21 protein-coding genes and 1 tRNA gene are annotated in these 24,463 nt (G+C 61.1%); 18 read left to right on the forward strand and 4 right to left on the reverse strand.

All coding sequences use genetic code 11. From position 1 onward, the window contains the following. The first annotated feature begins 255 nt into the window (after positions 1–255). The 7 genes from AC0L18_RS25085 to AC0L18_RS25115 all read left to right on the forward strand — a co-directional run bounded on the left by AC0L18_RS25085 (position 256) and on the right by AC0L18_RS25115 (position 8,400). On the forward strand, positions 256–1,383 hold the full coding sequence (locus AC0L18_RS25085) for a transporter substrate-binding protein (protein ID WP_473494632.1): 1,128 nt from the start codon (positions 256–258) through the stop codon (positions 1,381–1,383). Next, positions 1,380–1,982: an ANTAR domain-containing response regulator gene (locus AC0L18_RS25090; protein WP_473494633.1), complete on the forward strand. Its 603-nt coding sequence runs from the start codon at positions 1,380–1,382 to the stop codon at positions 1,980–1,982. The genes AC0L18_RS25085 and AC0L18_RS25090 overlap by 4 nt, the downstream gene beginning before the upstream one ends. Beyond that, entirely contained in the window at positions 1,960–2,868 is a 909-nt protein-coding gene (locus AC0L18_RS25095) for an ABC transporter permease (protein ID WP_473475878.1), read from the forward strand. The genes AC0L18_RS25090 and AC0L18_RS25095 overlap by 23 nt, the downstream gene beginning before the upstream one ends. Next, on the forward strand, positions 2,865–3,785 hold the full coding sequence (locus AC0L18_RS25100; RefSeq protein WP_091596221.1) for an ABC transporter permease: 921 nt from the start codon (positions 2,865–2,867) through the stop codon (positions 3,783–3,785). Before AC0L18_RS25095 ends, AC0L18_RS25100 begins: the two co-directional genes overlap by 4 nt. A 92-nt stretch (positions 3,786–3,877) precedes the next feature. Further along, positions 3,878–5,473, forward strand: coding sequence for an ABC transporter substrate-binding protein (locus AC0L18_RS25105; protein ID WP_473494652.1), 1,596 nt, complete (start codon positions 3,878–3,880; stop codon positions 5,471–5,473). After that, a complete protein-coding gene (locus AC0L18_RS25110; RefSeq protein WP_473494635.1) occupies positions 5,463–6,407 on the forward strand; it encodes an acetamidase/formamidase family protein in 945 nt (314 codons plus the stop codon). The genes AC0L18_RS25105 and AC0L18_RS25110 overlap by 11 nt, the downstream gene beginning before the upstream one ends. A 208-nt stretch (positions 6,408–6,615) precedes the next feature. Then, a complete protein-coding gene (locus tag AC0L18_RS25115) occupies positions 6,616–8,400 on the forward strand; it encodes an ABC transporter ATP-binding protein (RefSeq protein WP_473494636.1) in 1,785 nt (594 codons plus the stop codon). A gap of 30 nt (positions 8,401–8,430) precedes the next feature. Here AC0L18_RS25115 and AC0L18_RS25120 read toward each other — a convergent pair whose 3' ends face one another. Further along, on the reverse strand, positions 8,431–8,919 hold the full coding sequence (locus tag AC0L18_RS25120; RefSeq protein ID WP_473494637.1) for a methyltransferase family protein: 489 nt from the start codon (positions 8,917–8,919) through the stop codon (positions 8,431–8,433). A 130-nt stretch (positions 8,920–9,049) separates the two neighbouring features. Here AC0L18_RS25120 and AC0L18_RS25125 point away from each other — a divergent pair, with 130 nt between their 5' ends. Both AC0L18_RS25125 and AC0L18_RS25130 read left to right on the forward strand, forming a co-directional pair. Beyond that, positions 9,050–9,553, forward strand: a complete 504-nt coding sequence (locus AC0L18_RS25125; protein WP_473494638.1) for a MarR family winged helix-turn-helix transcriptional regulator — start codon at positions 9,050–9,052, stop codon at positions 9,551–9,553. A 217-nt stretch (positions 9,554–9,770) separates the two neighbouring features. After that, positions 9,771–10,091, forward strand: coding sequence for a hypothetical protein (locus AC0L18_RS25130; RefSeq protein WP_473494639.1), 321 nt, complete (start codon positions 9,771–9,773; stop codon positions 10,089–10,091). Positions 10,092–10,168: 77 nt separating this feature from the next. On the opposite strand, the gene AC0L18_RS25135 is transcribed toward AC0L18_RS25130, so the two are convergent. Then, positions 10,169–10,402 carry a hypothetical protein gene (locus AC0L18_RS25135; protein ID WP_236377568.1) on the reverse strand — a complete coding sequence of 78 codons (234 nt, stop codon included), beginning with the start codon at positions 10,400–10,402 and terminating at the stop codon, positions 10,169–10,171. Positions 10,403–11,147: 745 nt separating this feature from the next. On the opposite strand from AC0L18_RS25135, the gene AC0L18_RS25140 reads away from it, so the two are divergent. The 9 genes from AC0L18_RS25140 to AC0L18_RS25180 all read left to right on the forward strand — a co-directional run bounded on the left by AC0L18_RS25140 (position 11,148) and on the right by AC0L18_RS25180 (position 22,308). Continuing rightward, positions 11,148–11,426: a helix-turn-helix domain-containing protein gene (locus tag AC0L18_RS25140; protein ID WP_473494640.1), complete on the forward strand. Its 279-nt coding sequence runs from the start codon at positions 11,148–11,150 to the stop codon at positions 11,424–11,426. Then, complete coding sequence (locus AC0L18_RS25145; protein ID WP_473494641.1) at positions 11,427–12,584, forward strand: cysteine desulfurase family protein; 1,158 nt, start codon at positions 11,427–11,429, stop codon at positions 12,582–12,584. Further along, positions 12,581–13,711, forward strand: coding sequence for a DNA phosphorothioation system sulfurtransferase DndC (gene dndC / locus AC0L18_RS25150; RefSeq protein ID WP_473494642.1), 1,131 nt, complete (start codon positions 12,581–12,583; stop codon positions 13,709–13,711). The genes AC0L18_RS25145 and dndC overlap by 4 nt, the downstream gene beginning before the upstream one ends. 5 nt (positions 13,712–13,716) lie before the next feature. Then, positions 13,717–15,951, forward strand: coding sequence for an AAA family ATPase (locus AC0L18_RS25155; protein ID WP_473494643.1), 2,235 nt, complete (start codon positions 13,717–13,719; stop codon positions 15,949–15,951). Continuing rightward, positions 15,948–16,376, forward strand: coding sequence for a DndE family protein (locus AC0L18_RS25160; RefSeq protein WP_473494645.1), 429 nt, complete (start codon positions 15,948–15,950; stop codon positions 16,374–16,376). Before AC0L18_RS25155 ends, AC0L18_RS25160 begins: the two co-directional genes overlap by 4 nt. 377 nt (positions 16,377–16,753) lie before the next feature. Then, positions 16,754–18,778: an AAA family ATPase gene (locus AC0L18_RS25165; protein WP_473494646.1), complete on the forward strand. Its 2,025-nt coding sequence runs from the start codon at positions 16,754–16,756 to the stop codon at positions 18,776–18,778. After that, the gene (locus AC0L18_RS25170; RefSeq protein WP_473494647.1) at positions 18,778–20,256 is read left to right on the forward strand and encodes an FtsK/SpoIIIE domain-containing protein; all 1,479 of its coding nucleotides are present in this window, start codon (positions 18,778–18,780) and stop codon (positions 20,254–20,256) included. The genes AC0L18_RS25165 and AC0L18_RS25170 overlap by 1 nt, the downstream gene beginning before the upstream one ends. Further along, the gene (locus AC0L18_RS25175; RefSeq protein WP_287072095.1) at positions 20,257–21,420 is read left to right on the forward strand and encodes an AAA family ATPase; all 1,164 of its coding nucleotides are present in this window, start codon (positions 20,257–20,259) and stop codon (positions 21,418–21,420) included. Next, on the forward strand, positions 21,421–22,308 hold the full coding sequence (locus AC0L18_RS25180) for a hypothetical protein (protein WP_473494648.1): 888 nt from the start codon (positions 21,421–21,423) through the stop codon (positions 22,306–22,308). A gap of 422 nt (positions 22,309–22,730) precedes the next feature. Here AC0L18_RS25180 and AC0L18_RS25185 read toward each other — a convergent pair. Together AC0L18_RS25185 and AC0L18_RS25190 are read right to left on the reverse strand one after the other, a co-directional pair. Further along, positions 22,731–22,807 (reverse strand) — tRNA-Arg (locus AC0L18_RS25185). A gap of 404 nt (positions 22,808–23,211) precedes the next feature. After that, positions 23,212–24,099: a D-alanyl-D-alanine carboxypeptidase family protein gene (locus tag AC0L18_RS25190; protein WP_473494649.1), complete on the reverse strand. Its 888-nt coding sequence runs from the start codon at positions 24,097–24,099 to the stop codon at positions 23,212–23,214. Positions 24,100–24,463: the final 364 nt, after the last annotated feature.

Consider the following 24,463-nt stretch of genomic DNA (forward strand, 5'->3'; position numbering starts at 1 on the left):
TCACTATACGGGGAGAAGTGCCCGACAGGGCGATGAGGGGCAGCGCCAACATCGACAATTGGTGAAGCCCGAACGGCGCTCCCCCTTCTAGAGCAGCATCGTCGGGCCGGCCCTCACTTTCCCGCTTGACTGACCCGCCGTACCGAATACGCTATTGGAGAAAATACCGGCTCCGACCGCCGGGCGGCAAAAATGCCTCGTATGCCTCGCCTTCCGCGGCGGCGGCTGCGGGGCATTGTTATTTTGGGGATTTGCTTGGGACGGCGTATCGAAATCGGCATCCTTTACTCGCGGTCTGGCAACTACCGCCTGCTGTCCGAATCCTGCCGTTCCGGTGCGATGACGGCCATCGCCGATGTCAATGCCGATCCCGCCATCGCGATCGAATTCGTTCCGGTCGAACGCGACCCGCAAGGCAACATCGATGGCTACGCGACGGGATGCGCCGACATTCTCGCCAACAGCGGCGCGCGCCACATCATTGGCTGCATCACGTCATGGAGCCGCAAGGAGGTCATCCCGATCCTCGAGCGCGCGGGCGGCACGCTCTGGTATGCCTGTCCCTATGAGGGCTTCGAAGCGAACGAGCATGTCGTCTACATGCATGCTTGCCCGAACCAGCATCTCGTTCCGCTGCTGGCCCATGTCGTGCCGCGCTTCGGCGCCAACGGTTTTCTGCTCGGCTCGAACTACATCTGGGGCTGGGAGACCAACCGTGTCGCCCGCGACCTGATCGCCGACGCCGGCGGCAAGGTTTTTGGCGAACGCTATCTGCCGCTCGGCGAGGCCGATGTCTCCAGGCTGATCGCCGAGATCCAGGCGACCCGGCCGGATTTCATCCTGAACAACCTGATCGGCTCGTCGTCCTACGCCTTCATCGCGGCCTATGCCGAGCTCGCCGAACACGACCCGCATTTCAGGCCGGAGCGCTGCCCGATCCTGTCCTGCAATCTCACCGAATGCGAGTTGCCGGCGCTCAACGGGGCGGGCAATGGCCACCTTTCCGTCGGGCCATACTTTCACGATATCTCGGCAGCGGATCGCCAGGGCGATTCGGCGCCCTCCATCATGCCTGCCTCGTCCTTCGAGGCGGCCGCCTATGCCTCGGTGCGGACGCTTGCCGAAATCCTCGCCCGCAATCCCGGCACACAATGGCCGGACCTTTCCCAGGCCTTTGCCGGAACCTCGTTTCGAACCCCGCTCGGCGACATCTCCATCGATCCGCAAACCCAGCACGCCACCTTGCCGGTGCAGATCGGGCGTATCGAGGGCACCGCGTTCAAGACCGTCACGCTCACCAAGAGTGTCGCGCCCGATCCCTATCTGTCCCGCTATGACCGCACCGAGACATTCGGCCGCCCACGCCTGAGGGTGGTGTCGTGAGCAAGGTGCCGCGCATCCCGAATCTCGGCGGCGCCAGGGCCTTTGTCCTGCATCGTCCGCATCCGACGGTGCTAGCTATCACGCGGCAATTGTCGGCCATCGGCCTCGAGACGGTCGGCTGCTGGCCGGAACTGCCGGCCGAGGCGCTGGCGGCGGACTTCGTTTTCTTCGATGCCGATCTCGGCTTCGACGAACAATTCCCGTGGGCGCCGGGCGAGGCGCCGATGCCGCTGGTGGCGCTGATCGGCTCCGAAGCGCCGGGCCGCATCGAGTGGGCGCTGTCGCACAAGGCCGACGCCCAGTTGCTGAAGCCGGTCGGCAATGCCGGCGTCTACAGCGCCCTGTTGATCGCGCGGCAGAGTTTCGAAGCGCGCAAGCTTTTGGCAAGTGAGATATCGTCGCTTCGCCAGCGCGTCGCGGAGCGCCAGACCATCGTGCGCGCGGTGGAGGCCTTGTCGAAAGGTGCCGAGGACGGCCGCGCCTATGCGCAGCTGCGGTCGCTGGCGATGAGCTGGCAGATCAGCGTCGAGGAGGCCGCGCGCCGGATCGTGGCGATGACGGAAGAAGAAGGCGGCGATGACCAGTCCCATCGCGCCTGACCTTCCGGCAACCGGGCGGATGCCGGCCAGGCCGCGCGCCGGCGTCTGGCGGCGCCTGGTCAAGCGTCCCCTGGCATTGATCGGCCTGGTGATCGTTGCCGTCGTCGTGGCCGGCGCCGTCCTGGCGCCGTGGCTGACGGGCTACGATCCGAACGAGCAGATGTTCGACGGGCTGACGCTTGAAGGTGCGCCCTTGCCGCCGAATGCCAGCTTCTGGCTGGGCACGGATCTGCTCGGCCGCGATCTGCTGACCCGCATCCTTTTCGGCGCACGCACCTCGCTGATCATCGGCATCGTCGCCAACGGCGTGGCGCTTTTGATCGGCACGCTGGTTGGCGTCACCGCGGGCTATTTCCGCGGCTGGATCGGTGGCGCGCTGATGCGCTTCACCGATCTGATGATGGCCTTTCCGGCGCTGCTGCTCGCCATCTGCCTGGCGGCGGTGCTCCAGCCGAGCCTGTGGATCGTTGCCATGGTGATCGCTCTGGTGAACTGGGTGCAGACCGCGCGGGTCATCTACACCGAGACAAGCTCGCTCGCCGAGCGCGAGTTCATCGACGCCGAGCGTACGATCGGGGCCAGCGCGCCACGCATCCTGTTTCGCCATATCCTGCCGCATCTGCTGCCGACGATCATCGTCTGGGGCACGCTCGGCATCTCGACCACGGTGCTGCTCGAAGCAACGCTCAGCTATCTCGGCATCGGCGTGCAGCCGCCGACCGCATCCTGGGGCAACATCATTTTCGAGAACCAGACATATTTTCAGGCAGCGCCCTGGCTGGTCTTCTTTCCGGGTGCGGCGATCCTGGCGCTGGCGCTGGCCTTCAACCTCATCGGCGATGCGCTGCGCGACATCCTCGATCCGACGCAAAGGGGCCGGGCATGATCGCCTATCTCGGCCGCCGCGTCATCCAGTCCGTGCTCATCCTGCTCGGCGTCTCATTGATCACCTTTGCACTGCTCTACCTGCTGCCCGCCGACCCCGTCCGCCAGATCGCCGGCCGCAGTGCCACGCCCGAAACGGTCGAGAACATCCGCCGGCAGCTCGGCCTCGATCAGCCCTTCTTCATCCAGTACTGGCACTATCTGATCAGCCTGCTCAGCGGCGATCTCGGCCGCTCCTACATCCAGCGTTCCGAGGTCACGGAGCTCATCGTCTCGCGGCTGCCGGCAAGCCTGCTGCTGATGGTCGGCGCCATCCTTTGCGAGCTGGCGATCGGCCTGACGATGGGTCTGCTTGCCGCCGTCAGGCGCGGCACCGCCACCGACCAGACGCTGATGGTCGCGTCCTTTGTCGGCGTCTCGGCGCCGCAGTTCGTCGTCGGCCTGCTGCTCCTTTACGTATTCGCCGTGCAGCTCGGCTGGTTTCCGATCGGCGGCTACGGCACCTGGCGCCATCTGGTGCTGCCGTCCCTGACCATGGGAATACTCGGCGCCGGCTGGTACGCCCGCATGATGCGCTCGTCGATGATCGACGTGCTGCGCCAGGATTACATGCGGACCGCCCGCGCCAAGGGCCTTGCGCGCGGCGCCATCATCTTCCGCCATGCACTGCCCAACGCCATCCTGCCGGTCATCGCCATGATCGGCATCGACATCGGCATCTTCATGGGCGGCATCGTGGTGGTCGAAAGCGTGTTCGGCTGGCCCGGCATCGGCCAGCTTGCCTGGCAGGCCATCCAGCGCGTCGACATTCCGATCATCATGGGCGTCACCCTGGTTTCGGCCTTCGCCATCGTGCTTGGCAATCTCCTGGCCGACACCGTCGCACCGTTCATCGACCCGCGCATCAAGCTCAGATGAAAACCAAAAAAAGACCGGTAACAACCAGAGAAAGGGAACATGAGATGAAGAAATTCTTGACCTCCACCGTTGCGGTATCGGCGCTCGCGCTGATGCTCGGCATGACAAGCGCCCGCGCCGAACACGCCGTCGATCCGAACGCCAAGCCGGGCGGCGCGATCACCATCACCTACAAGGACGACGTCGCCACGCTCGATCCGGCCATCGGCTATGACTGGCAGAACTGGTCGATGATCAAGACCCTGTTCGACGGGCTGATGGACTACGAGCCGGGCACCACCAATCTGCGGCCCGACCTCGCCGAGAGCTACGAGATTGCGCCCGACGGCAAGACCTTCACCTTCAAGCTGCGCCAAGGGGTGAAGTTCCACAATGGCCGCGAGATGACTGCCGACGACGTGAAGTATTCGCTCGATCGCGTCAGCAATCCGAAGACGCAGAGCCCGGGCGCCGGCTTCTTCGGCTCGATCAAGGGCCATGACGATGTCGCTGCCGGCAAGGCGGAAAGCCTGGCGGGCGTCACCGTCGTCGACCCCTACACCATCAAGTTCGAACTGACCCGGCCCGACGCCACCTTCCTGCATGTCATGGCCATCAACTTCTCGCATGTCGTGCCGAAGGAGGAGGTCGAGAAATACGGCGCGGATTTTGGCAAGCATCCGGTCGGCACCGGGGCTTTCAAGTTCGCCGAATGGACGCTCGGCCAGCGCGTCGTCTTCGAGCGCAACCCGGATTACTGGCACAAGGGCCTGCCGCATCTCGACAAGGTCACCTTCGAGATCGGCCAGGAGCCGATCGTGGCGCTGCTGCGGCTGCAGAAGGGCGAGATCGACGTGCTCGGCGACGTTATTCCGCCGGCCAAGTTCCAGGAGGTGATGGCCGATCCCGAGCAGAAGGACCGTGTCGTCGAGGGCGGCCAGTTGCACACCGGCTACATCACCATGAACACCACCATGGCGCCCTTCGACAATGTGAAGGTGCGGCAAGCGGTTAACATGGCGATCAACAAGGACCGTATCGTCCAGCTGATCAACAACCGCGCGGTGCCGGCCAACCAGCCGCTGCCGCCGTCGATGCCCGGCTACGACAAGGAATTCAAGGGCTATCCCTATGACGTGGCCAAGGCCAAGGCTTTGCTTGCCGAGGCCGGTCATCCCGATGGTTTCGACACCCAGCTGTTCGCCATGAACACCGATCCCAACCCGCGCATCGCCCAGGCGATCCAGCAGGACCTGGCGGCCGTCGGCATCAAGGCCAGCATCCAGTCGCTGGCGCAGGCCAATGTCATCGCGGCCGGCGGCGACAAGGCCGGCGCGCCGATGATCTGGTCCGGCGGCATGGCCTGGATCGCCGATTTCCCCGATCCGTCGAATTTCTACGGGCCGATCCTCAGCTGCGCCGGCGCGGTTCCGGGCGGCTGGAACTGGTCGTGGTACTGCAACAAGGATCTCGACGCCAAGGCGGCGGAGGCTGACTCGATCGTCGATCCGGCCAAATCAGGCGAACGTGCCAAAATGTGGAGCGCGATCTACGGCAAGATCATGGAAGACGCGCCCTGGGTGCCGGTCTTCAACGAGCAGCGCTTCACCATGAAATCGCCCCGGATGGGCGGCGCCGACAATCTCTATGTCGACCCTGTCCATATCCCGATCAACTACGACAATGTGTATGTGACCGATGTGCAATAACTGCGACTACACCATCCACGGGCGCCATCACCATTTCGGCTGGGACAATTCCTTTGTCCCGACTGAGCGGGTGGCGCCCGGTTCGACGATCGAGTTTCAGTGCCTGGACTCGTCCGGAGGCCAGTTGACGCTGGACAGCACCGTTGCCGACGTCGCTTTGCTCGACTTCGCCAAGGTGAACCCCGTCACCGGGCCCATCTATGTCGACGGGGCTGAGCCCGGCGACGCGCTGAAGATCACAATTGAGGCGTTCAAGCCGTCCGGCTTCGGCTGGACGGCGAACATTCCGGGGTTCGGCCTGCTCGCCGACGATTTTCCGGAGCCGGCGCTGAACATCTGGACATACGACGCCGCCTCGCTCGAGCCGGCGCTGTTCGGCAAGCAGGCCCGCGTGCCGCTAAAACCCTTTGCCGGCACCATCGGCAACGCGCCGGCTGAAATGGGCCTCCACTCGGTGGTGCCGCCAAGGCGCGTCGGTGGCAATCTCGACATCCGCGATCTCGCGGCCGGTACCACACTCTATCTGCCGGTGGAGGTGGCCGGTGCGCTCTTTTCGGTCGGCGACACGCATGCCGCGCAGGGCGACGGCGAAGTGTGCGGCACGGCGATCGAAAGCCCGATGGATGTCGTGCTCAAGCTCGACCTGGTTAAAAATGCACGGCTGAAGACGCCGCGCTTCACCACGCCGGGTCCGGTGACGCGCCATCTCGATGCCAAGGGCTATGAGGTGACGACCGGCATCGGACCGGACCTGATGACGGGCGCCAGGGAAGCGGTCTCGCAGATGATCGACCTGCTTGCCGGCCGCTACGCAATGGACCCGGTCGAGGCCTACATGCTGGTTTCGGTCTGCGGCGATCTCCGGATCAGCGAGATCGTCGACATGCCGAACTGGGTGGTGTCGTTCTACTTCCCGCGCTGCGTGTTTGAATGAACGCTGCGTTCCGTCACACCCCCCTCTGGTCTGCCGACCATCTCCCCCGCAAGGGGGGAGATCGGATGTCACGACGGATTTCGCCAATCTTCAACGGCGAAGAATGGCCGCGGGGGCGAAACTGCCAATCTCCCCCCTTGCGGGGGAGATGTCCGGCAGGACAGAGGGGGGTGCGCAGGAACACGACCTTCTCCCGGCCGCGCCCACAATGACCCTCGCCGACAACCCCATCCTCGACATTGCCAACCTGACCGTCAGCGTGCGCGGCGAAGACGGCGAGCGGCCGGTGGTATCAGACCTGTCGTTCTCGCTCGCGCGCGGCGAGACGCTTTGCATTGCCGGTGAATCCGGTTCCGGCAAATCGATGACCGCACTGGCGATCATGCAGCTCTTGCCGCAGCCTGCCGCCCGCATATCGTCAGGCAAGATCCGGCTTCACGATATGGATCGAGCCGACATCGATCTGGCGGTGCTCGATGAGCGCCGGATGCGCCACATTCGCGGCGACCGCATCGCGATGATCTTCCAGGAGCCGATGACATCGCTCAATCCGGTGCTGTCGATCGGCCGGCAGCTGGTCGAATCGATCGAGGCACATACCGGTCTGTCTCGCGCCGAGGCGCGCCGGCGCGCCGTCGAGGCGCTGAAGGCCGTCCGCATCTCGGAAGCCGAAAGCCGGCTAAAACAGTTTCCGCACGAACTGTCCGGCGGCATGCGCCAGCGCGTGATGATCGCCATGGCGCTGGCGCTGAAACCGGATGTGCTGATCGCCGACGAGCCGACGACGGCGCTCGACGTCACCGTTCAAGGCGAGGTGCTGGAACTGTTGCGCGATCTGCAGCGCGAACACGGCACCAGTGTCATCCTCATCACCCACGACATGGGCGTGGTTGCCGAAATGGCCGATCGCGTCGTCATCATGCGGCACGGCCGCATGGTCGAGCAGGGAACAGCCGCCGATATCTTTGCCCGCCCGCAAGCCGACTATACGCGTGAACTGCTCGCCGCCGTGCCGCGCATTGGTACCGGCGTCGGCCGCCAAAAATCCGCCGAACAAAAATCCGTCGAAGCGGAAATGCCCGGAAGCGTGGCGGTGGTCAACGATCTGCATGTCCGCTTCGACCTGCGCGGTGGCTTCTTCGGCCAAGTGAACCGCCGTGTCCACGCCGTCGAAGGCATCAGCTTTTCGATTGCGCCGCACGAGACGCTGGCGCTGGTCGGTGAATCCGGCTGCGGCAAGTCGACCACCGCCAAGGCGCTGGCCGGGCTTGTGCCCTACCACGGCGATATCGTCATCGGCGGGCGCAATCTGGCGGGCCTTGGCCGTGACCAGCGCAAGGCGGTTCGCCGCGATGTGCAGATGATTTTCCAGGACCCCTATGCCTCGCTTGACCCGCGCATGCGCGTCGGCGACCTCGTTGCCGAGCCGCTGTTGATCCATGGCATCGCTTCGAAGCAAGAGCGTAGCCAGCTTGTGGCGGCGCTGTTCGAACGCGTCGGCCTGTCGGCCGACCAGATGGAGCTCTATCCGCACGAATTCTCGGGCGGCCAGCGCCAGCGCATCTGCATCGCGCGCGCTCTGGCGCTCAGGCCCAAACTCATCATCGCCGACGAAAGCGTTTCGGCGCTCGACGTGTCGGTCCAGGCCCGGGTGCTCGACCTTCTGAAGGAACTGCAGCGCGAATTCGGCATCGCCTATCTGTTCATCTCGCACGACATGGCCGTGGTCGAGAACATCTCCGATCGTGTCGCCGTCATGTATCTCGGCCAGATCGTCGAAATGGGCACCCGCGACCAGGTCTTTTCGAACCCGCGCCACCCCTACACCAAGCGCTTGATCGAGGCCGTGCCGGTGCCCGATCCTGCAAGACGCCGGCCGCGTTTCGCGCGTCTCGATCAGGAGATCCAGAGCCCGACTCGAAAGATTGGCGAAGAGCCGCCGAAACTGGCCCTGAAGGATCTTGGCAACGGTCATCTCGTTGCGGTTTCCTGACGTGCGCAACTGTCGGCATTCTTGCGACGCTCAGAGCCACCGCCGCACGGTTTGCCTGTAGCCGCGATACGCATCGCCGAACCGCTGCTCGAGATAGGCCTCCTCGCGGGCGACGACGCCGTAGCGGATCAGGATCGCCAGCGGCAGCGTGAGGACAAGGATCCAACTATTCTGCGCGGCGATGCCGATGCCGCCATAGATGAGGAACATGCCAAGGTAGATCGGGTTGCGCGTCCAGCCGTGGATGCCTGTCGTCACCAGCACGCGCGTCGGCTCATTCGTCGGCACCGGCGTCGCCGCGCGGGAGAAATTGCGAATGCCCGCGGCGAAAAGCGCCAGGCCGACCAGGATCAGCAAGCCGCCGATGGACCAGCTAACCAGCCCCGGACCGGGGAACGGCAAACGCAGCAGGCGATCCAGCACGAAGCCGATCAGCAGAGCGGCGAGAAAGAGCAGGGGCGGTCTCGCGATGACACCTGCGGTTCCGGTGTCGGTTTGCCCAGCCTGGTCCATCGCCATGTCTGCTCCCGCAGATGCCGAGGGCCACGAAGCCCATAGCCGCCTAAGATGACAACCGAGGTGTCATTCTAGAAGTTGACAACTGTGGTGTCAATCGCAGAAATTGGCACGGAAAGGGGGAAAGAAAGCGATGGCGTCGGCACGACACGGGACCGGGGCGGGCCCAAGGGCGGACCCCATCGTTGACGGCAGGGCCGAGGCGATCACCGAGCTGATGCTCGAAGTAGCCCAGTGCTTCTTCAGGATACGGGCTCTCGGCCAGAAGACCGGGCTCATCACCAGTTGGGGCGGCGGTGCGTTCGGCTTCATGCGAAGCCTGGCGCTGCTTGGTCCGCTCACCGTGCCGCAGATCGCCCAGATGCGGCCCACCAGCCGTCAGCGCATGCAGCGGCTGGCGGATGAGCTTGCGGCCGAGGGGCTGGTCGAATTCATCGACAATCCAAAACACCGGCGCTCGAAGCTCGTGCAGCTGACGCGCAAAGGCGCCGCGCGCTACGGCGAGCTGAACGCTCAGCTCTTGGCGATCGCCTCGACCATGGGCGTCGCTCTCGACGAAGCCGATATCCGCAACACCGCCGAGGTCGTGCGGCAGCTGAGCGACGATGTGAAAGTGGGCTCGGAGCGGCTGTCGTAGCGCTGATGCAATTGCTGCGGCAGCGCCATTGCAGGGAAGTCCGGCCCTGCTTGAGCGCCTCCCCGATCGCGTGCCGTTTTAGCCTGGATGCGCTTGGCTGTCGCCGCTTCCGCCCGGCCCCGCAGGCGAACATTTGCCGGCCGGAACCTCTGCGGAGCTGAGGCGTTCGAACCGCAGGAGCTGAGAGCTGCACCTGCAATTTGCAAAGAGTACTGCAATGGCTCAGAAGATAACCACAGGCACGAACGACCGGCCGCGCAACGAAACCATCGGCCAATCCGGCGAAGGTCTGCCTGATGACAGCAGCACGTCGCTTGACGTCGACGAGACCGCGGTCGCCCGGTTGAGAAAGCAACTGCGAGGCAAACCCGAGCAATTTGGCGAAGGTCAAGCCAATCCCGACGAAGTCCCGGCTGGCACTCCCGGCGCCGGCGAGAATTTCTGTCGCCGCTGCGCCGGGACAGGCATGATCGACGGCCGCACCTGCCCCGATTGCGGCGGAACCGGAAAGGTGACGACGCCGATCGGCGGCGGCTGAGGCGGTCAGGATAGCGATCACCCGCAGCGGCAGCCTCGATCTCTGAAGAGCCAAGGGGCCGATGGAAATTCTGCGGATCAGATCGCCGGCACCCACTTCCAGAACACGCCCTCCATTCGTTCAGGGTAGTATTTGAACTCGCATTCGAAGCGCCATCCGTAAGTCTTGGCCGCCGCCAGCGCTTCTTTGCTGACCGGGTTCATGCCGGTTCCCGGCGCGAACCAGTCTTCCAGCAAGTCGTCGGGAACGTAGGCGCCGATCCTCAAAGGCAGCTTTTCAAGGACGACATCCATTTCCTCCGGTGCGGGCAATGGTTTCTCCCTTCGAGATCTATCCGAGAACAAGTCATTTGAGGCGGATGGGTTCCCGCCATCCCGAACTCGTTGATCTCCGCTCGCCTCCCGGCTCGCAAGCACGCCGGTCCCGGTTGCCGCGGTGCCAGAGCAGGAAGCGCTCAGTTTGAATGGCAGCAAGTTTACTAACCACAGCGACGCCAACTGACATATTTTCAAACCGGCGTTCGGTTTGCCGCGCCAGCCGTTGGCTTTTTGGTGCATCTAGTACGGGCTGAACACCGTCACAGGAAAACCACGGCTAGCCCCTGCGCCTACGTCATCCCAGGGCGAAGCAAGGAGCGAAGCGACGCGGCGCAGACCCCAGGATCCGTCCATCGACCTAAGCCGAAGAATTCAGCGGCTCAGAACGGCGCTTGCATCCGCGATGCGCCAGCTACCCTGAGCGCGACGATCGACCCGTAACCTCTACCTCACCGCGCGCCCCTCCCGCGCAGCGGGTTCGTTCTTAGACCTCGTGCGGACCTAAACAGCACAAACAAGCGAATGATCCTGCTCGGAAACGCTTTGTCATCCACCGTCCCACGTTCAATCATGTGGAGTTATGTGTTCGCGCGTTCGAGCCATGGCCCTATTGTGATGCCACGAGGCGAAGCTTCTAAAACCTTAGTAGGTCCCGCCGACCCGACTTCCCCGATTTCTCACTTGTACATTTCATACCTTTTGGCTTGCCGAACACTTCGCGCGCAGTGACAATCGTCATATGGATTCGCACAACACGTATAAAATCGCGCTACCTGAGAACGTACGCGGACGGCAAATACGAGCCGCCCGCACGCTGCTAGGTTGGACGAAGGCCCGGGCGGCGCAAGAATGCCGCGTCGGCGTGAACACGATCGGCCGGTACGAAGAGGGCGCCGGGACTCTCACAGCCAGGACAGTTGGTGACATTGTCCGCACGCTCGAGGCTAACGGAATCATTTTCGTCCGGGCTGACGTAGGCGCCGGTGTTACGCTGAAAAGCACGTTGGACGGCGAATAGATGCCCGCCGCGCCGATCTATCTCGATTATCATTCTCATTCGCCCGTCGAACCTCGCGTTTTGCAGCGCATGATCGAGGCATATTCGACAGTCGATGCCAATCCGCACTCTATGCATAAACATGGCGGGGCGGCCCACGCCGCGGTCGAGACTGCACGGAGCCAAGTCGCAGAGCTTCTTGGTTCGCGCAGGTCGGAAATACTATTCACGTCTGGAGCGACGGAATCGAATAATCTGGCGCTGGGTGGGTTGGTCAAGCACCTCTATTCCGTCGGAAAACGGCGCATTGTCGTGTCCGCGATCGAGCACGCGTCGGTTCTAGAGAAGGCCGCAGATCTAGGTCACCAACGATGGAACATCGACGTGGTACCTGTCACCCGGTCGGGACGCATAGATCTGGCGTCGTTGGAAACACTGCTCGACGAAACTACAGGACTCGTCTCAGTGGCTTGGGCGAACCATGAAATCGGGGTCGTCCAGCCAATGGCGGAGATATCGCGCATAGTGCGCGGCAAGGGCGCCTTGCTCCATTCCGACCTCGCCCAAATCGCAGGCAAGCTGCCAGTCTCAACGTCGGTGCTCGACCTGGCAAGCGTCTCCGCCCATAAGCTCGGCGGACCAACCGGCGTTGGCGCGCTACATGTCTCTCGCCGTCTGCGCCCGAAGCTGTTGCCCATGCTCCGGGGTGGTGGTCAGGAGGGCGGTGCCCGCTCCGGCACGGTGTCGCCGCCGCTTTGCGTCGGGTTCGGCACCGCTTGCGCTCTAGCTAGCGCCGAAATCGCGCAGGAATCTGTCCGTGTGGCGCGGCTGCGGGACAGGCTGCGCTCGCGGCTTTTGGCCATCGCGGGAGCTGTTGAGAATGGCGATGGTCAGGCCAGATTGCCGGGAAATCTTAACCTTCGGTTCGAAGATGTCGATGGCGAAGCGCTGGTCCTTCGGCTACAAGACGAAGTGTCCCTGTCCACTGGTTCGGCCTGCACCGCGAGAATCCTCGAGCCCTCGCACGTGTTGCTGGCTATAGGTTTGTCGAGGCAGCAGGCCGAAACGGCAGTCCGTATTGGCCTGGGGCACGGAACAACGACCAACGAGGTCGATAAAGCGGCAGACGCCATAGAACGGGCAGTAGAAGCATTGCGTTCAACCCGGAGAAGAGCATGACGATAGCAGCCGCGATTGAGCCGGACGTAGAGCCGGTCGACCAACTGGGCGATCGGCTGAAGGCGATTCTTGCGGACATTCGGGACGAATACCTACAGCCACATTCGACGCCTTGGATCCTCGGATTTTCCGGCGGCAAGGACAGCACCCTCCTTGCACAATTGGTCAGCGAGATGCTGCTCTCGCTCCCGCCGCGTAAACGGCAACGCACCGTGCACATCGTCGCCAACGACACACTTGTCGAGTCACCGGTTATTGCCAACCATCTCGACATGGTGCTGGAACGCATGCGTCTGGCAGTAGAGCCCCTAAGGCTGCCGATCGTTGTCGCCAAGACCGTTCCGGATGTGGAGCAGACCTTCTGGGTTAATCTTATCGGGCGGGGCTATCCATCCCCCAGCCGAGTGTTCCGCTGGTGCACCGATCGCATGAAGATCGCTCCGACAACCACTTACATCAAGACGCAGGTGAACGAGTCTGGCCAGGCCATCCTGCTGCTCGGCGTCCGCAGCGCGGAATCCACTCAGCGTCGGCGCAGCGTCACTCGCTACGACAATGGTCAGCGCCTTAACCCGCACAACAGCTTGCAGAACTGCCTCGTATACAGGCCGATCGTTGATCTTACTACGGATGAGGTCTGGCAGACGCTCTTGCAGTCGTCCCCGCCATGGGGCGGCACGCACCGCGAATTGGTGACTATGTATCGCAATGCCGGGGGCGGTGAATGCCCGCTCGTGACCGACAAGTCCGAAGCGCCATCCTGCGGCACGGCTTCCTCGCGGTTCGGGTGCTGGACCTGTACGGTAGTCGAGAAGGACAAGAGCGCAGAGTCCTTTATCGAAGCCGGCTACGGCGACCTTGAACCCCTCCTGGAGTTCCGCGATTGGCTCAAAGCCATCCGCGAGGACGGATCGATGCGTATGGCCAAGCGCCGAAATGGCACCCTCAATTTCGTCGGGGAAGGGCGTCTCATTCCGGGCCCATTCACACTGGTGGCACGCCGAGAAATCTTTGATCGGCTGATCGCGATCCAGAGCGAGGTGAACATGCCGCTAGTGTCGCCAGCCGAAATCGATGCTATACGACGCATCTGGGCCGAAGATACCATCGCGATGTCGAAGTTCTAGACGGCATGACTGACCCAGCCTGCCATTCCGTTGGGGGCATCTCCTCCTTCCTTGACCTCCTAATCTCGGCCCGCAACCTCTACGGTTCGAGCGGCAATCGCCGTCGCTTGTTCAATCGCTTCGACGACATCCTCGCTGCGCCGATAGATTGGTCCGCGATTGAGTGGAACCCGAAGGTGACCCGTGCAGCGCGCCCGTTCCGATTTCGGCGCATCCATCTTCAAAACTGGAAGGCATTTCAGCGAGCTGAGCTGGATTTCTCGGCGCCCCCCGAACGGCCCGTCGCACTGATTGGTGGTAACAATGGGAATGGCAAAACCAGCATCTTGGAGGCCTTGGCGGTGGGCCTCTACGGCGTGCGCGCCCATATCGACCGATCGCGCTTAAGTCGCGAAGGCGGGGATGGCATCGCGCCAAAACGCTCCGGTTATCGCCAGGCGATCGAACGTGCGATGCATCGCCAGGCGTTTGAACGCGGCGATCGCGACATGTCTATCGTCATTGAGATCGAATGCGAGGATGGCCCTTTCGAGATCGAGCGGCACTGGTACTTCGGCGATGATGGATCGTTCGTCGAGGACGACGAGGAGCTGGTGTTGCGCTCGGGAGACGACAGACACATCCTCAGTCCGCCGGTCGACGTGCCCGGCCCCGAGTTCGCATTCGTCGAGATCGAACGCCGCATTGCGCCTGCTAGCATGCTCCCCTTCCTGCTCTTCGACGGCGAGCAAATTCGGCGCCTGGCGCAACGTGAGTTAGGGGAACAGGTGCGTTTCGGCCTTGAGAGCGTTCTTGGTGTCGGGGTCATCAAGGCTTTGCTGAACGATCTTTCGGACTACGCTCGGGACCGTAGCAAGGGTATACAGGCGGACGGCATCGAAGCGTCATTGACCTCGCAAATCGCAACGTTGATCGACGAACTGTCGAGCACGCGAACCGACCTCGAAGCGGTGGAAGCTGCGCTTGAGCCGTTGCGCCGTCGCCGGGACGAGATCGTCAGGTCCATCGGCTCCATCGGTGATGGCACCTATCAGGAGCGCCATGCCGACCTTGAGCTTCGCAAGAAGTTTGAGGCTGAGCTGCATGCCGCTCGGCATGATCTGCTGCTGTCAGGCGTAAGGCTGCTACCATTCGTTCTCATTCCGTCGAAGCTGCTTCAACGCGTGGAGAGCGCGCTCGACGTTGCAGCCCGTTCGACCTCGCTGTCGCGTGGACAAGACGAGCGCATGCTGCGCGAGTTGATCACAGCTCTAGGGGAGACGAAGCCAAAGCTGTCGAGCGAAGCGCTCGGCGATCTTGCGCGACGGACTGAAGAGGCATGGAAGAGCTCCTTGGGCACTGAGGGCGCGTCTGGGGGTGCGACCTTGCACGGCTATCTCGTCGGCCACGACGCCCGGCGCGTTCATGAATTGCTCACCGGTTCGCGAACGTCGGCTCGAGGTGAGATCGAGGGGATGCTTCTTAAGATCGCGGAACTGACCAAATCCATCGCGCGCATGGAAGAACAGAATGTGCAGCGGAAACGCCACGAGGAGAGCCGAGCCGGTTTAGTGGACGAACTAGAACGATTAAGTCGGGAAATATTGGAGCTTGAGGGACAAAGGCGTCGGCTTGACCAAGTCGCGGGCAAGCTTGAGGCTCAGATCGAGCCATTGGAGATAGATCTGAGCCGCCGGAAGGGTCAACGCCGCAATAGTGGGCACGCAGCCGGGGGGGCTGATGCCGCCAGAGCCGTGTTGCATGCGCTGCAGCAGTCGATCTCGGCAGCCACGCCTGAGTATTATGGGGAACTGGCCACCGCATTGACCAGTGCTTATCGTGGCCTCGCGCACAAGGGTGTCGTACAAACCGTTGCTATAGCGCATGACGGCAACGTAGCATTGCTGGACGCGCTCGGGCGCGACCTGCGCGACACTGATGCGTCCGCCGGTGAGAACCAGATCTTCGCCATGGCGCTGATCGCTTCGATCACCGGCCTCGGCGGCTCGTCTCTCCCACTCGTCATCGACACGCCACTGGGTCGTCTAGACACGGAGCACCGCGACCGCGTACTGGATTATTTCACCTCGCGTCGTTCTCAAACGATCCTCCTGTCCCAGCCTGAGGAAGTGTCCGGGAGATACTACGATCGGATCGAGGGTCGTGTCGGCTCCGAGCACCATCTCATCTATCGGTCCAAGGGCGGCGGGCTGGGGGAGACGTTGGTCGAGAAAGGCTATTTTCCGAGGCGGGCGGCATGAACCAGATTCGCCCCCCACTCCAGATCGGCGATATCGCCCGCGCCGACTTCCGGACATCTTTCGTCGCCGATGCCGAGAACTCCCGCATCCAGAAAACGCTTGAGCTCCCGTATCGGTACCAACCCGCGCGGCTGGCGCTCTCGCTCTCTCTGGCGCAGCCGACTGCGCCCACGCCAATCTCCGACAGCGGTGGGCGACCGATCAGGGGCGACACTTTGTTCGGCCAGGACGAGGCGGATTTAACTCTTTGGGTCGCGCTAGTTGTGGAGCATTCGGGCGCGGTGGGCCTGACCCGTCGTGAGTTCCAGGACCTCGTGGCTGGTCACTGGGCTCGAGGAATGGCCATACTGTCAAAGACAGAAAAATCAGCGTCGTCGATCGAAGATGCATTCGCGCAGTTGATGTCCGATGCGTCTTCACATTAAGAGGACTCCACGATCGTCGAACAGTGCATTTCGAAGGCGCTCGTGGTGGCAGGCACCGTGGTCCCCTCTGAACGGTTTGGCTCAACTGGCAGATTCCGCCCAGTTTGACTTGCCTCGACCCTTTTGGATAATAGTATTTTAATGATGCTATCTGTATTGGTTCGCCGGGGGGCACATGAAGAATAAGGCGTCCAAGGCGAGGATCATATCCGATGTCTGTGCCGAAGTAGGCGTGGATCAATCCTTCATCGAGGCCTTGCTCGATCTTGAAACCCAGCACGGTGATCTTCTGGCCTGGGGAGCAAAGCCCCACTTGCGAAGGGACGTCGCCGCAATCGTAGAGACGGCTTTGGCAAAGTATCGGGCGGAGGTCGGCGATGAAGCTACTCCGAGTTAGGCTGGAAAACATTTTCGCATATCGTGACGCCGATTTCGACCTTTCAGGCACCACGCCAAACCAAAACATCGTCTTGATCTGGGGTCGTAACGGCATGGGGAAGACCAGCTTCCTCAATGCCATGAAACTTCTGTTCACGGGCGCCGACAAGACAGAATACCGTCGCGTGGGCTTTCCTCCGATCGCGCTCTCGGGGCCTCAGTACATTCTTGGCGATGGCTCACGATGGACCGGCGTGCTCAATCGGGAGGCCCGTCGCCGCGCACTTACGCTAGGTGAGCCGGTAACTGCGCAAATCATTGCGTCATGGTTAGACAATGTCGGAGAGACGGTGACCGCCACCAGGTGGTGGACGGCAGAAGCCGAAGACTACACTTCGGGAGTGGTTGTTGAGCGTGGTGGGGAGCGAAAGACCGGGGCAGTCGCTCAAGGCATCTTGGAAGATACCATTCCCTCCGATTTGGTGAGGTTCTTCTTCTTCGACGGTGAAGACATCAAAAGCCTCACCGAGAGCTCTGGATCATACCAGACGGATTTCAACCGGCTCTTGCAGATAACCTTTCTTGAAGATCTATCCCGCGAGCTCGTAGCGCTATCTGGCGACAGGAAGCGTAGCGGCCTTGAGTCAACCTTGCGCCGTGAGCTTGATAATGCCCAAGCCAACCTAGCCAAGGCAAAAACGGTTCAGATCGAGGCCCGCGAGACCCTCGACGAGATCGATGCTCAACTTGCCATTGACGGCGTCGAGCTCAGGCGAGTGCAAATCCGCCGTGCCAACTTGAGTTCAGGCGCATCGGAAGCGCAACGAAGGGTCCTGGAAGAGCAGCTGAAGATCGAAGACGGCAGGCTTGAGAACATCACAGATCAGATAGTCCGGGAGCTACCCAAGGACGCTCCCATTCTTGCCAATCTGACCTTGGTGCGCAAAGCACTCGACGAAATCGTTTCTCGCATGACACAAGGAGGCAGTGCTGAAGCAACATTCGCGAATACGGTATCCGACAAACTGCGCGGTTGGATCGCCGAAGGCTGCCCGGCTTTGTCCGATAGCGAGGCTGCCAAGCTTTCGGCCTTCTTGACCGAACGGATGCGTAACCTCGTACACGTCAACGGAAGCGAGGGTCTTTTCTCAGGCGCGAGCCTTGCGGTGCTTGAGCGCATCATGGGGCGTTTTGAGACTTGGGACGTCGCAGGGGACTCGCTGCGTTCGGCGCGTGGCCGAGCGCTGATTGAGGCATATAGGCACAGCAATGCGGTGCAGGAAATCAACCGGAGCCTGTTCAACCTTGAGGTCGGCGCAAACAGCAATGCCGAGGAATTCCGAATCGTTTCGAATAAACTAGTCGAACTGGAAGATGGCATTGCGAAGCAGAACCAGCTCAAAGGCCAGTGGTCCACACGTCTTGCCGAAGCGGCCGCCGACGAGGCGAAATGGATTGGTGAGGTCAAGCGGCTGGAAGAGTCCCAGGATCAGGTTTCTCAAGCCGCCCGCGATAGCAGGTTCGTGCTCAAGGCTGCGAAAGCGCTGAACGAGATCGGCGAGCGGATAAAGACAGAAACGCGGGCCGAACTGGAGAAGATGCTGAACGAGAAGTTCAGGCTTATAATTCAGCATCCGCTGATCGATCGGATCGCACTCGATGAAGGCTATGTACTGACGTTCTACGAGAAGAGTGGCAAGGCGATCGGCCGCACGAGCTTGTCGAGCGGCATGAAACAGCTCGCCGCGACGGCCCTGCTCTGGGCGATGAAAGATAGTGCAGGCAGTGATGTCCCAGTGATAATCGACACTCCGCTCGGCCGCATCGACCGTGAGAACCAGGAGCATCTGCTGCGCGCGTACTATCCCGCACTTGCGCATCAGGTGATCATTCTGCCCACGAATGCTGAGATTGACGAACGCAAGCTGGGTTTGCTTTCCGATAGGGTGGCGAAGCACTATAGCATTCGTAACAGCAGCGGTGACGCGGCCAGCGTCGACCCCGAACCGCTGGTGAAAATCTGATGGTTGCACGCGTTCAACTGACCGAGAAAGACAAGAAGTTCATCGAGCTGGTGATGACCGAGGGATGGCGACGCCCAGGGCTCGACTATTGGACTATTGCCCGACTGGGATTAGCACGCTCGCTTCAACTACCGACCCCTCCGGATCCTGACATCTATCCAGTATTGTCGACGCAGGAGGAGGGTATCCAGATGCACCCGGCCCAATTGATCGGCGAGACCAAGCCAGGGGAAGACGATTACTCCGACGTCTACCGCGCGATGATCTCGGCGTATGAGGGTCAGGATCTTTTCGCAGACGAGACTGCTTTTCATGCGGCCTTGCAACGGCACGTGCGTCGAGGACTCGCCACTCTGGCTGCGGAGTGGACGCCTGGCACCGATTTCAACCGCTACCTGCTTCAAGACATGTTCACGGAAGGACTTGAAAGCGAAGAGCTCGCGAACGAGCTCGGAGAGCAGGTGACGAGGATAATGGCCGAGATGGGGGTTGACGGCCGTCTCGTCGGGACCGCGCAGGGTCCAAGGCTTTCCCGGTTCACATACCAGCTCCCGCTTCTGGACGATCTGAGCCGGCTAAAGCGAGGCGAGGACAAGCTGGCGTTCGGGTTGGGTCTCGGAGACCGTGCAGCGACCGTTTCCAGCGCCTCAGTTGAGAGACAGGTTTGGGTGGATATCCCACGTCCGGCGAACCAGTGGCGGACTGTTGACTGGGACGATGTCAAGGGATCGCTGCGCTCGGACCAGGCCAAGGAGATGATCCTCCCGATCTGCCTCGGCACCGATGTTCTAGGCGCCCCTATGCTCATTGACTTGGCGGAGGCGCCACACCTTTTCCTGGGCGGCACCACGGGCAGCGGCAAAAGTATGACATTGCACGCGATCCTTCTCTCGCTTCTCGCCAGCCGCCAAGTTCCCGACCTTTTGCTCATCGATCCAAAAGCAGTAGAGTTCGCCGGCTACAAAGCGCTTAAGAACCTGCTCGCTGGCGGCATAGTTACGTCCGCAGGCGATGCGTTGACCGCTTTGAACGCGTTGATAGAGGAAATGAATCGTCGTCAGGATGCCTTTGCCGAACTGGAAGTTCGCGATTTGGCAGAAGCGCAGGCAGCGGGCTCCGAGTTGAGGCGCATCGTCGCGGTAATCGATGAACTTGGCGACCTGTTCATGCAGTTGGATGATGTTCAAATCCCTTTGATCCGACTGGCTCAGAAGGCGCGATCCGCGGGCATTCATCTGGTGCTGGCGACTCAGAGACCGGAGGCCGCGACTTTCCCCGGCATGCTGCGATCCAATGTTCCGAGTCGGGTGGCGCTGACGGTTCAGAAGGGGGCGGAGTCTCGCATAATCCTCGATGACGGCGGGGCTGAAAAGCTGCTTGGTCGTGGTGATATGCTGGTCAAATTCAGCGGCCGTTCCCTCGTGCGAGCACATGGCCCGAGAATTCAGCCGTCGGACATAAGTGGAGCGGTGGGGTAGATGACCGACCTAATTGTCGCCGAATGGAAATTGGTCAGATTGACTCTTGATGATCTCGGTCCCTTCCGCCAAGGGAGGCAAACCTTCGACATCATGGGTGCAGACACCGACGATCCAGAGGCCGGCACGACCGACGCCGCCAGCATGTACATGATCCTAGCCGCGAACGGCTTCGGCAAGACGACGGTGCTTGAAACCATTTTTGGGATTTACGGTCTTCTAAACTCCGAGCCGACGGGAAAGTTTGCCGAGGGTGCGTACAAGGGTCGCGCTCAGCTCGACATTCGCACCTCTTGGATAGTAGATGGCCAGTCCCAGACAATGGTCTTGTCGCTCTGGACCGGCAGCGAGGAACCGCTGGACCCATTGTCGGAAATCGACCTCCAGAGACTTGCTGGGACCGGCACATGGGCGAAGCTCGGGCTTTCGGCCAACGGACCGACCGTCGAACGACTGGCTGGTACGAATGAGCTTGGGATACTGCTGCATCTAGCGGTACGGCAGAGTTTGAACGCGCCGCCGACTGAGCTATTCGGACTGTCGCAGAACATGCCGTCCGTTCTCTACTTCCCTGCCGATCGGCGCGTCGTCGCCCCCAACCGGCACGAGGCGGTCACTAGACCGGACCACTGGGGTTATCAGCCGGCGGTCTACTTCAGTTCCGACGGACCGGAATGGGGCACGTCAATCGACAACGTGCTGGTTTGGCTCGAGTGGTTGGCCGCAAAGGAAACGGACAAGCGGGACAGGCGCGTCGATGACCTTTTGGAATTCGTGAACCGGTTAGTCTTTCACGATTCTCCGGACAAACGAATTCAGCGTCCTCATCGCGAAGAGCTTCGATCCTATGTGAAGACGCGACACGGCCTGCATCCCCTCAGTGCACTCAGCCACGGAGAACGCGCCATGCTGCACATTCTGGCTCGTACGCTCACCCATATGACATCAAACACGATCGTGCTCATCGACGAAATTGAGATCCATCTCCATACCCGGTGGCTGAGCAGGATGTTCGAGGCGCTGAAAGACCTTCTTAGATCCTATCCGGCTGTAACGATGATCTTTACGACGCACAACCTTGATCTGATCGATCTCTATAGGTTCGAGACGAAGGAAGAGGCTTTAATCAAGGGTGGCTATCTGATCGAGACGGACATCCTCTAAATGCCCGATCTTTCTGCGCTCAAGGATACGACCGCGCTCCGGCATCGCTATGTTCGCAAGGTCATCGTTTATGTCGAGTCAGATAGCGATGCTAACCTCTTCCGCACAATTGTGGGCCCTGGCTACAATGAGCACATACAGTTCGAGACGCCCCCGGAGAAGGGCAAGGGTTGCGGGCCTGCGAAGGCGTATGTTGTGAAATACCGTAAGGACAATCCACAGGTCTACGCTTTGCTAGACGGCGAGGCCGCAGTCCCAGAAACTGATGGGTTCGAGCACTTTGTCAAATCCAATGCTGCAATCTTTTCGCTCGATGAACCCGAGGGCGTCCTCTATCTGGCCGACCATGAAGCCGAAAACATCCTTCTGCGCCAGACGAATATCGTAGCCTACATAGTTGATCAGGAAACCTTGGCCGAGCTGGGCAAAAAGAAGCCAGCAGAAATTGCCCAGAAGGTTTCATCAATCGTGGAGCGCCAGTTCATGGGAGCCTTGTGTAAGTATGCAAGCTACCTTTTGCATGCGAAGGGGAAAATATCTGGGGTGCTCGGAGGCACTCACGCGACGGAGAGGTCCGACGCGGAAATCTTGCAGCTCCTGGAAGACCGGGTTCTCAAGGGCAACTGCGACTGGCCGACCTTCAAAGCCGAACTCGATAAGGTTCAGGAGCACGTCGTCGTGCATATGGAAACAATGGACGCGAGCGGCAAAACGACGACGAAGTGGCGCCTTGCTGACGGAAAGATAGCGCTGAAGCACATGCAGCATGCCTACAGAATTAGCCCTACATGGGAAGTCCCTTTGGCTAAAGAGGTGGCGCAATCTGACTATGCTAAGCAATTTAGAGAAGATCTTTTTAAGTTTACTAAGATCCCGGCCGCTGCATAGCCGCTTCGCTTGTCAAGATTCGCCTGACCGGCGAAAACTTTGGCCGTCGTCCGGCTAAGGCATGCTGTGCCTGGGACGGTGTCACATGTGACGCCCAACGGAGACGTTGATGACGAATTGGCTTTTCTAATGCGGATATCCAGAGAGTTTCCTCGCCAAAGGGTATGTGTCCCATTACTACGCCATAAGCAACGCTCCGGGCTTGTCGCTCAACGGTCAGGATTTGACCTTAAGTGCCTTTTCATTGAGTTTTTTTCGTTCAGAATGGGCTAATCCTTAGTGAGGAAAGAAAATCCTGACTAGCTATATAAACATTGCAACATTGAGGCCAATCTAGCGGTTGGCGAGCTCAGTGCCAGCTTTTGGGAAATGACAAGCTTGGCGTCAAAGGCCGCAATTAAGCTATTGATTCAAAAAAATTTTGGCGCACCCGACAGGATTCGAACCTGTGACCTCTGCCTTCGGAGGGCAGCGCTCTATCCAGCTGAGCTACGGGTGCTTTCAGGATCGACGATCCGGAAAACGAACCAGCCGGTAAACCGGCCAGCCACGGCTTCTTAGCGGAAGCAGGCGCAGGCTTCAACGGGCAAGTGGTCGGCGGCAGGGCTGCGAACTCGGAATAACGCATTTTCCGGATTGGTCATTCCACTGCGGCCCACGATCTAGAGCCTGCCAATGACCCTCGAAGATGTGAGAAGCAAGCCCGCAGGCCGGCAAACCTGCGGTTTTATCAGGAAGAATGGCGCCGAAGCCTGAAATGAAAAACCCGCCTCTGCGGGCGGGTCGTTGGCGCAAATCAGCACTGTGAATAAATTCCTAGCATACCTGCCGTCACCTGTCAAGCTGAAACTGACACGGATCGCCCACACCTAGCACGAGCTCGCCCCCCATCACTGCCACCCCTCACTGCTCCCCGGCATACAACAGCCGTGTCGTCGTGTTCGACGCCGGCGACAGGTTGCGCTGGATCAGCGCTTCGACATGGTCGTTGCGCTGGCGCGCGCTGTCGGCGCCCATCACCACGAGGATCAGCCGGCGGCCGTCGGCGTCGTAGGAGGTGACGATGTTGAAGCCTGAGGCCCTGATATAGCCTGTCTTGATGCCGTTGACGCCGCGGACGCGGCCGAGCATGTCGTTGTGGCCGCGCACCAGCCTGCCGCGGAACATGAAGCCGCTTTCCGAAAAATAGTGGAAATGCTGCGGGAAGCGGGCGCGCAGCGCCATGCCGAGCACCGCCATGTCGCGCGCCGTCGTCAGCTGGCCGGCGTCCGGCAGGCCAGAGGCATTGCGGAACACGGTGCTGCGCATGCCGATCTGGCGCGCTTTGGCCGTCATCATCGCGGCGAACGCCGCTTCGCTGCCGCCGAGATATTCGGCGACGGCGACCGCCACATCATTGGCCGATTTGACGGTGATCGCCCGGATCGCCGATTCGACGTCGATCGTCTCGCCGCGCCTGAAGCGCAGCTTGGTCGGCGGCTGCCTGGCGGCGTTGGCCGACACCGGGATCAGCGTCGTCTTGGCTAGGCGGCCCTGCTCCAACGCCTCGAACAGCAAATAAAGCGTCATCATCTTGGTCAGCGACGCCGGATAGCGCGGCGCCGTCGAGTTGGCCTCGAACAGCGTCCTGCCGCTGCTGCCGTCGATGACGACAGCCGCATATTTCTGCGCCGGCGCCGGCACCGCCAGCATGGTCTCCGTCGGCGTCGTCGCGCAGCCGGCGACCAGCACCAGCAGCGCAAACACCGCGACAAATTTTTTGATGAGCGGGAAGTGGCGCGGTTTGGACATTCTGAAGGTAAGCTGTTGCTGAAACGAGTGGGAAACTAGCCTAACCCAATGACGCCGTCCATTTGGTTAATGCCGGTGTTCACGGCAATCGCTTCGGGTTTGAATTCAGCCTGCTCCTGGCGTTGGCGCCGCCCCTCATTGCCCTGCCGGGCATTTCTCCCCGTATAGTGACGGGCGAGGGGCCGAGGCTTTCGCCTTACGATGGACCCCCACCCTAACCCTCCCCACAAGGGGGAGGGAACGCTGCCGCGCGCCTTTACTTTCCCTTTGGCGCCGGAGGCAGGCAATTTGCCGAGGTCAGCGCCAACGGAAGTCTCCCTCCCCCTTGTGGGGAGGGGTTAGGGGTGGGGGTCCATCGTAGAGC

The sequence above is a fragment of the Mesorhizobium sp. WSM4819 genome (assembly GCF_055811215.1).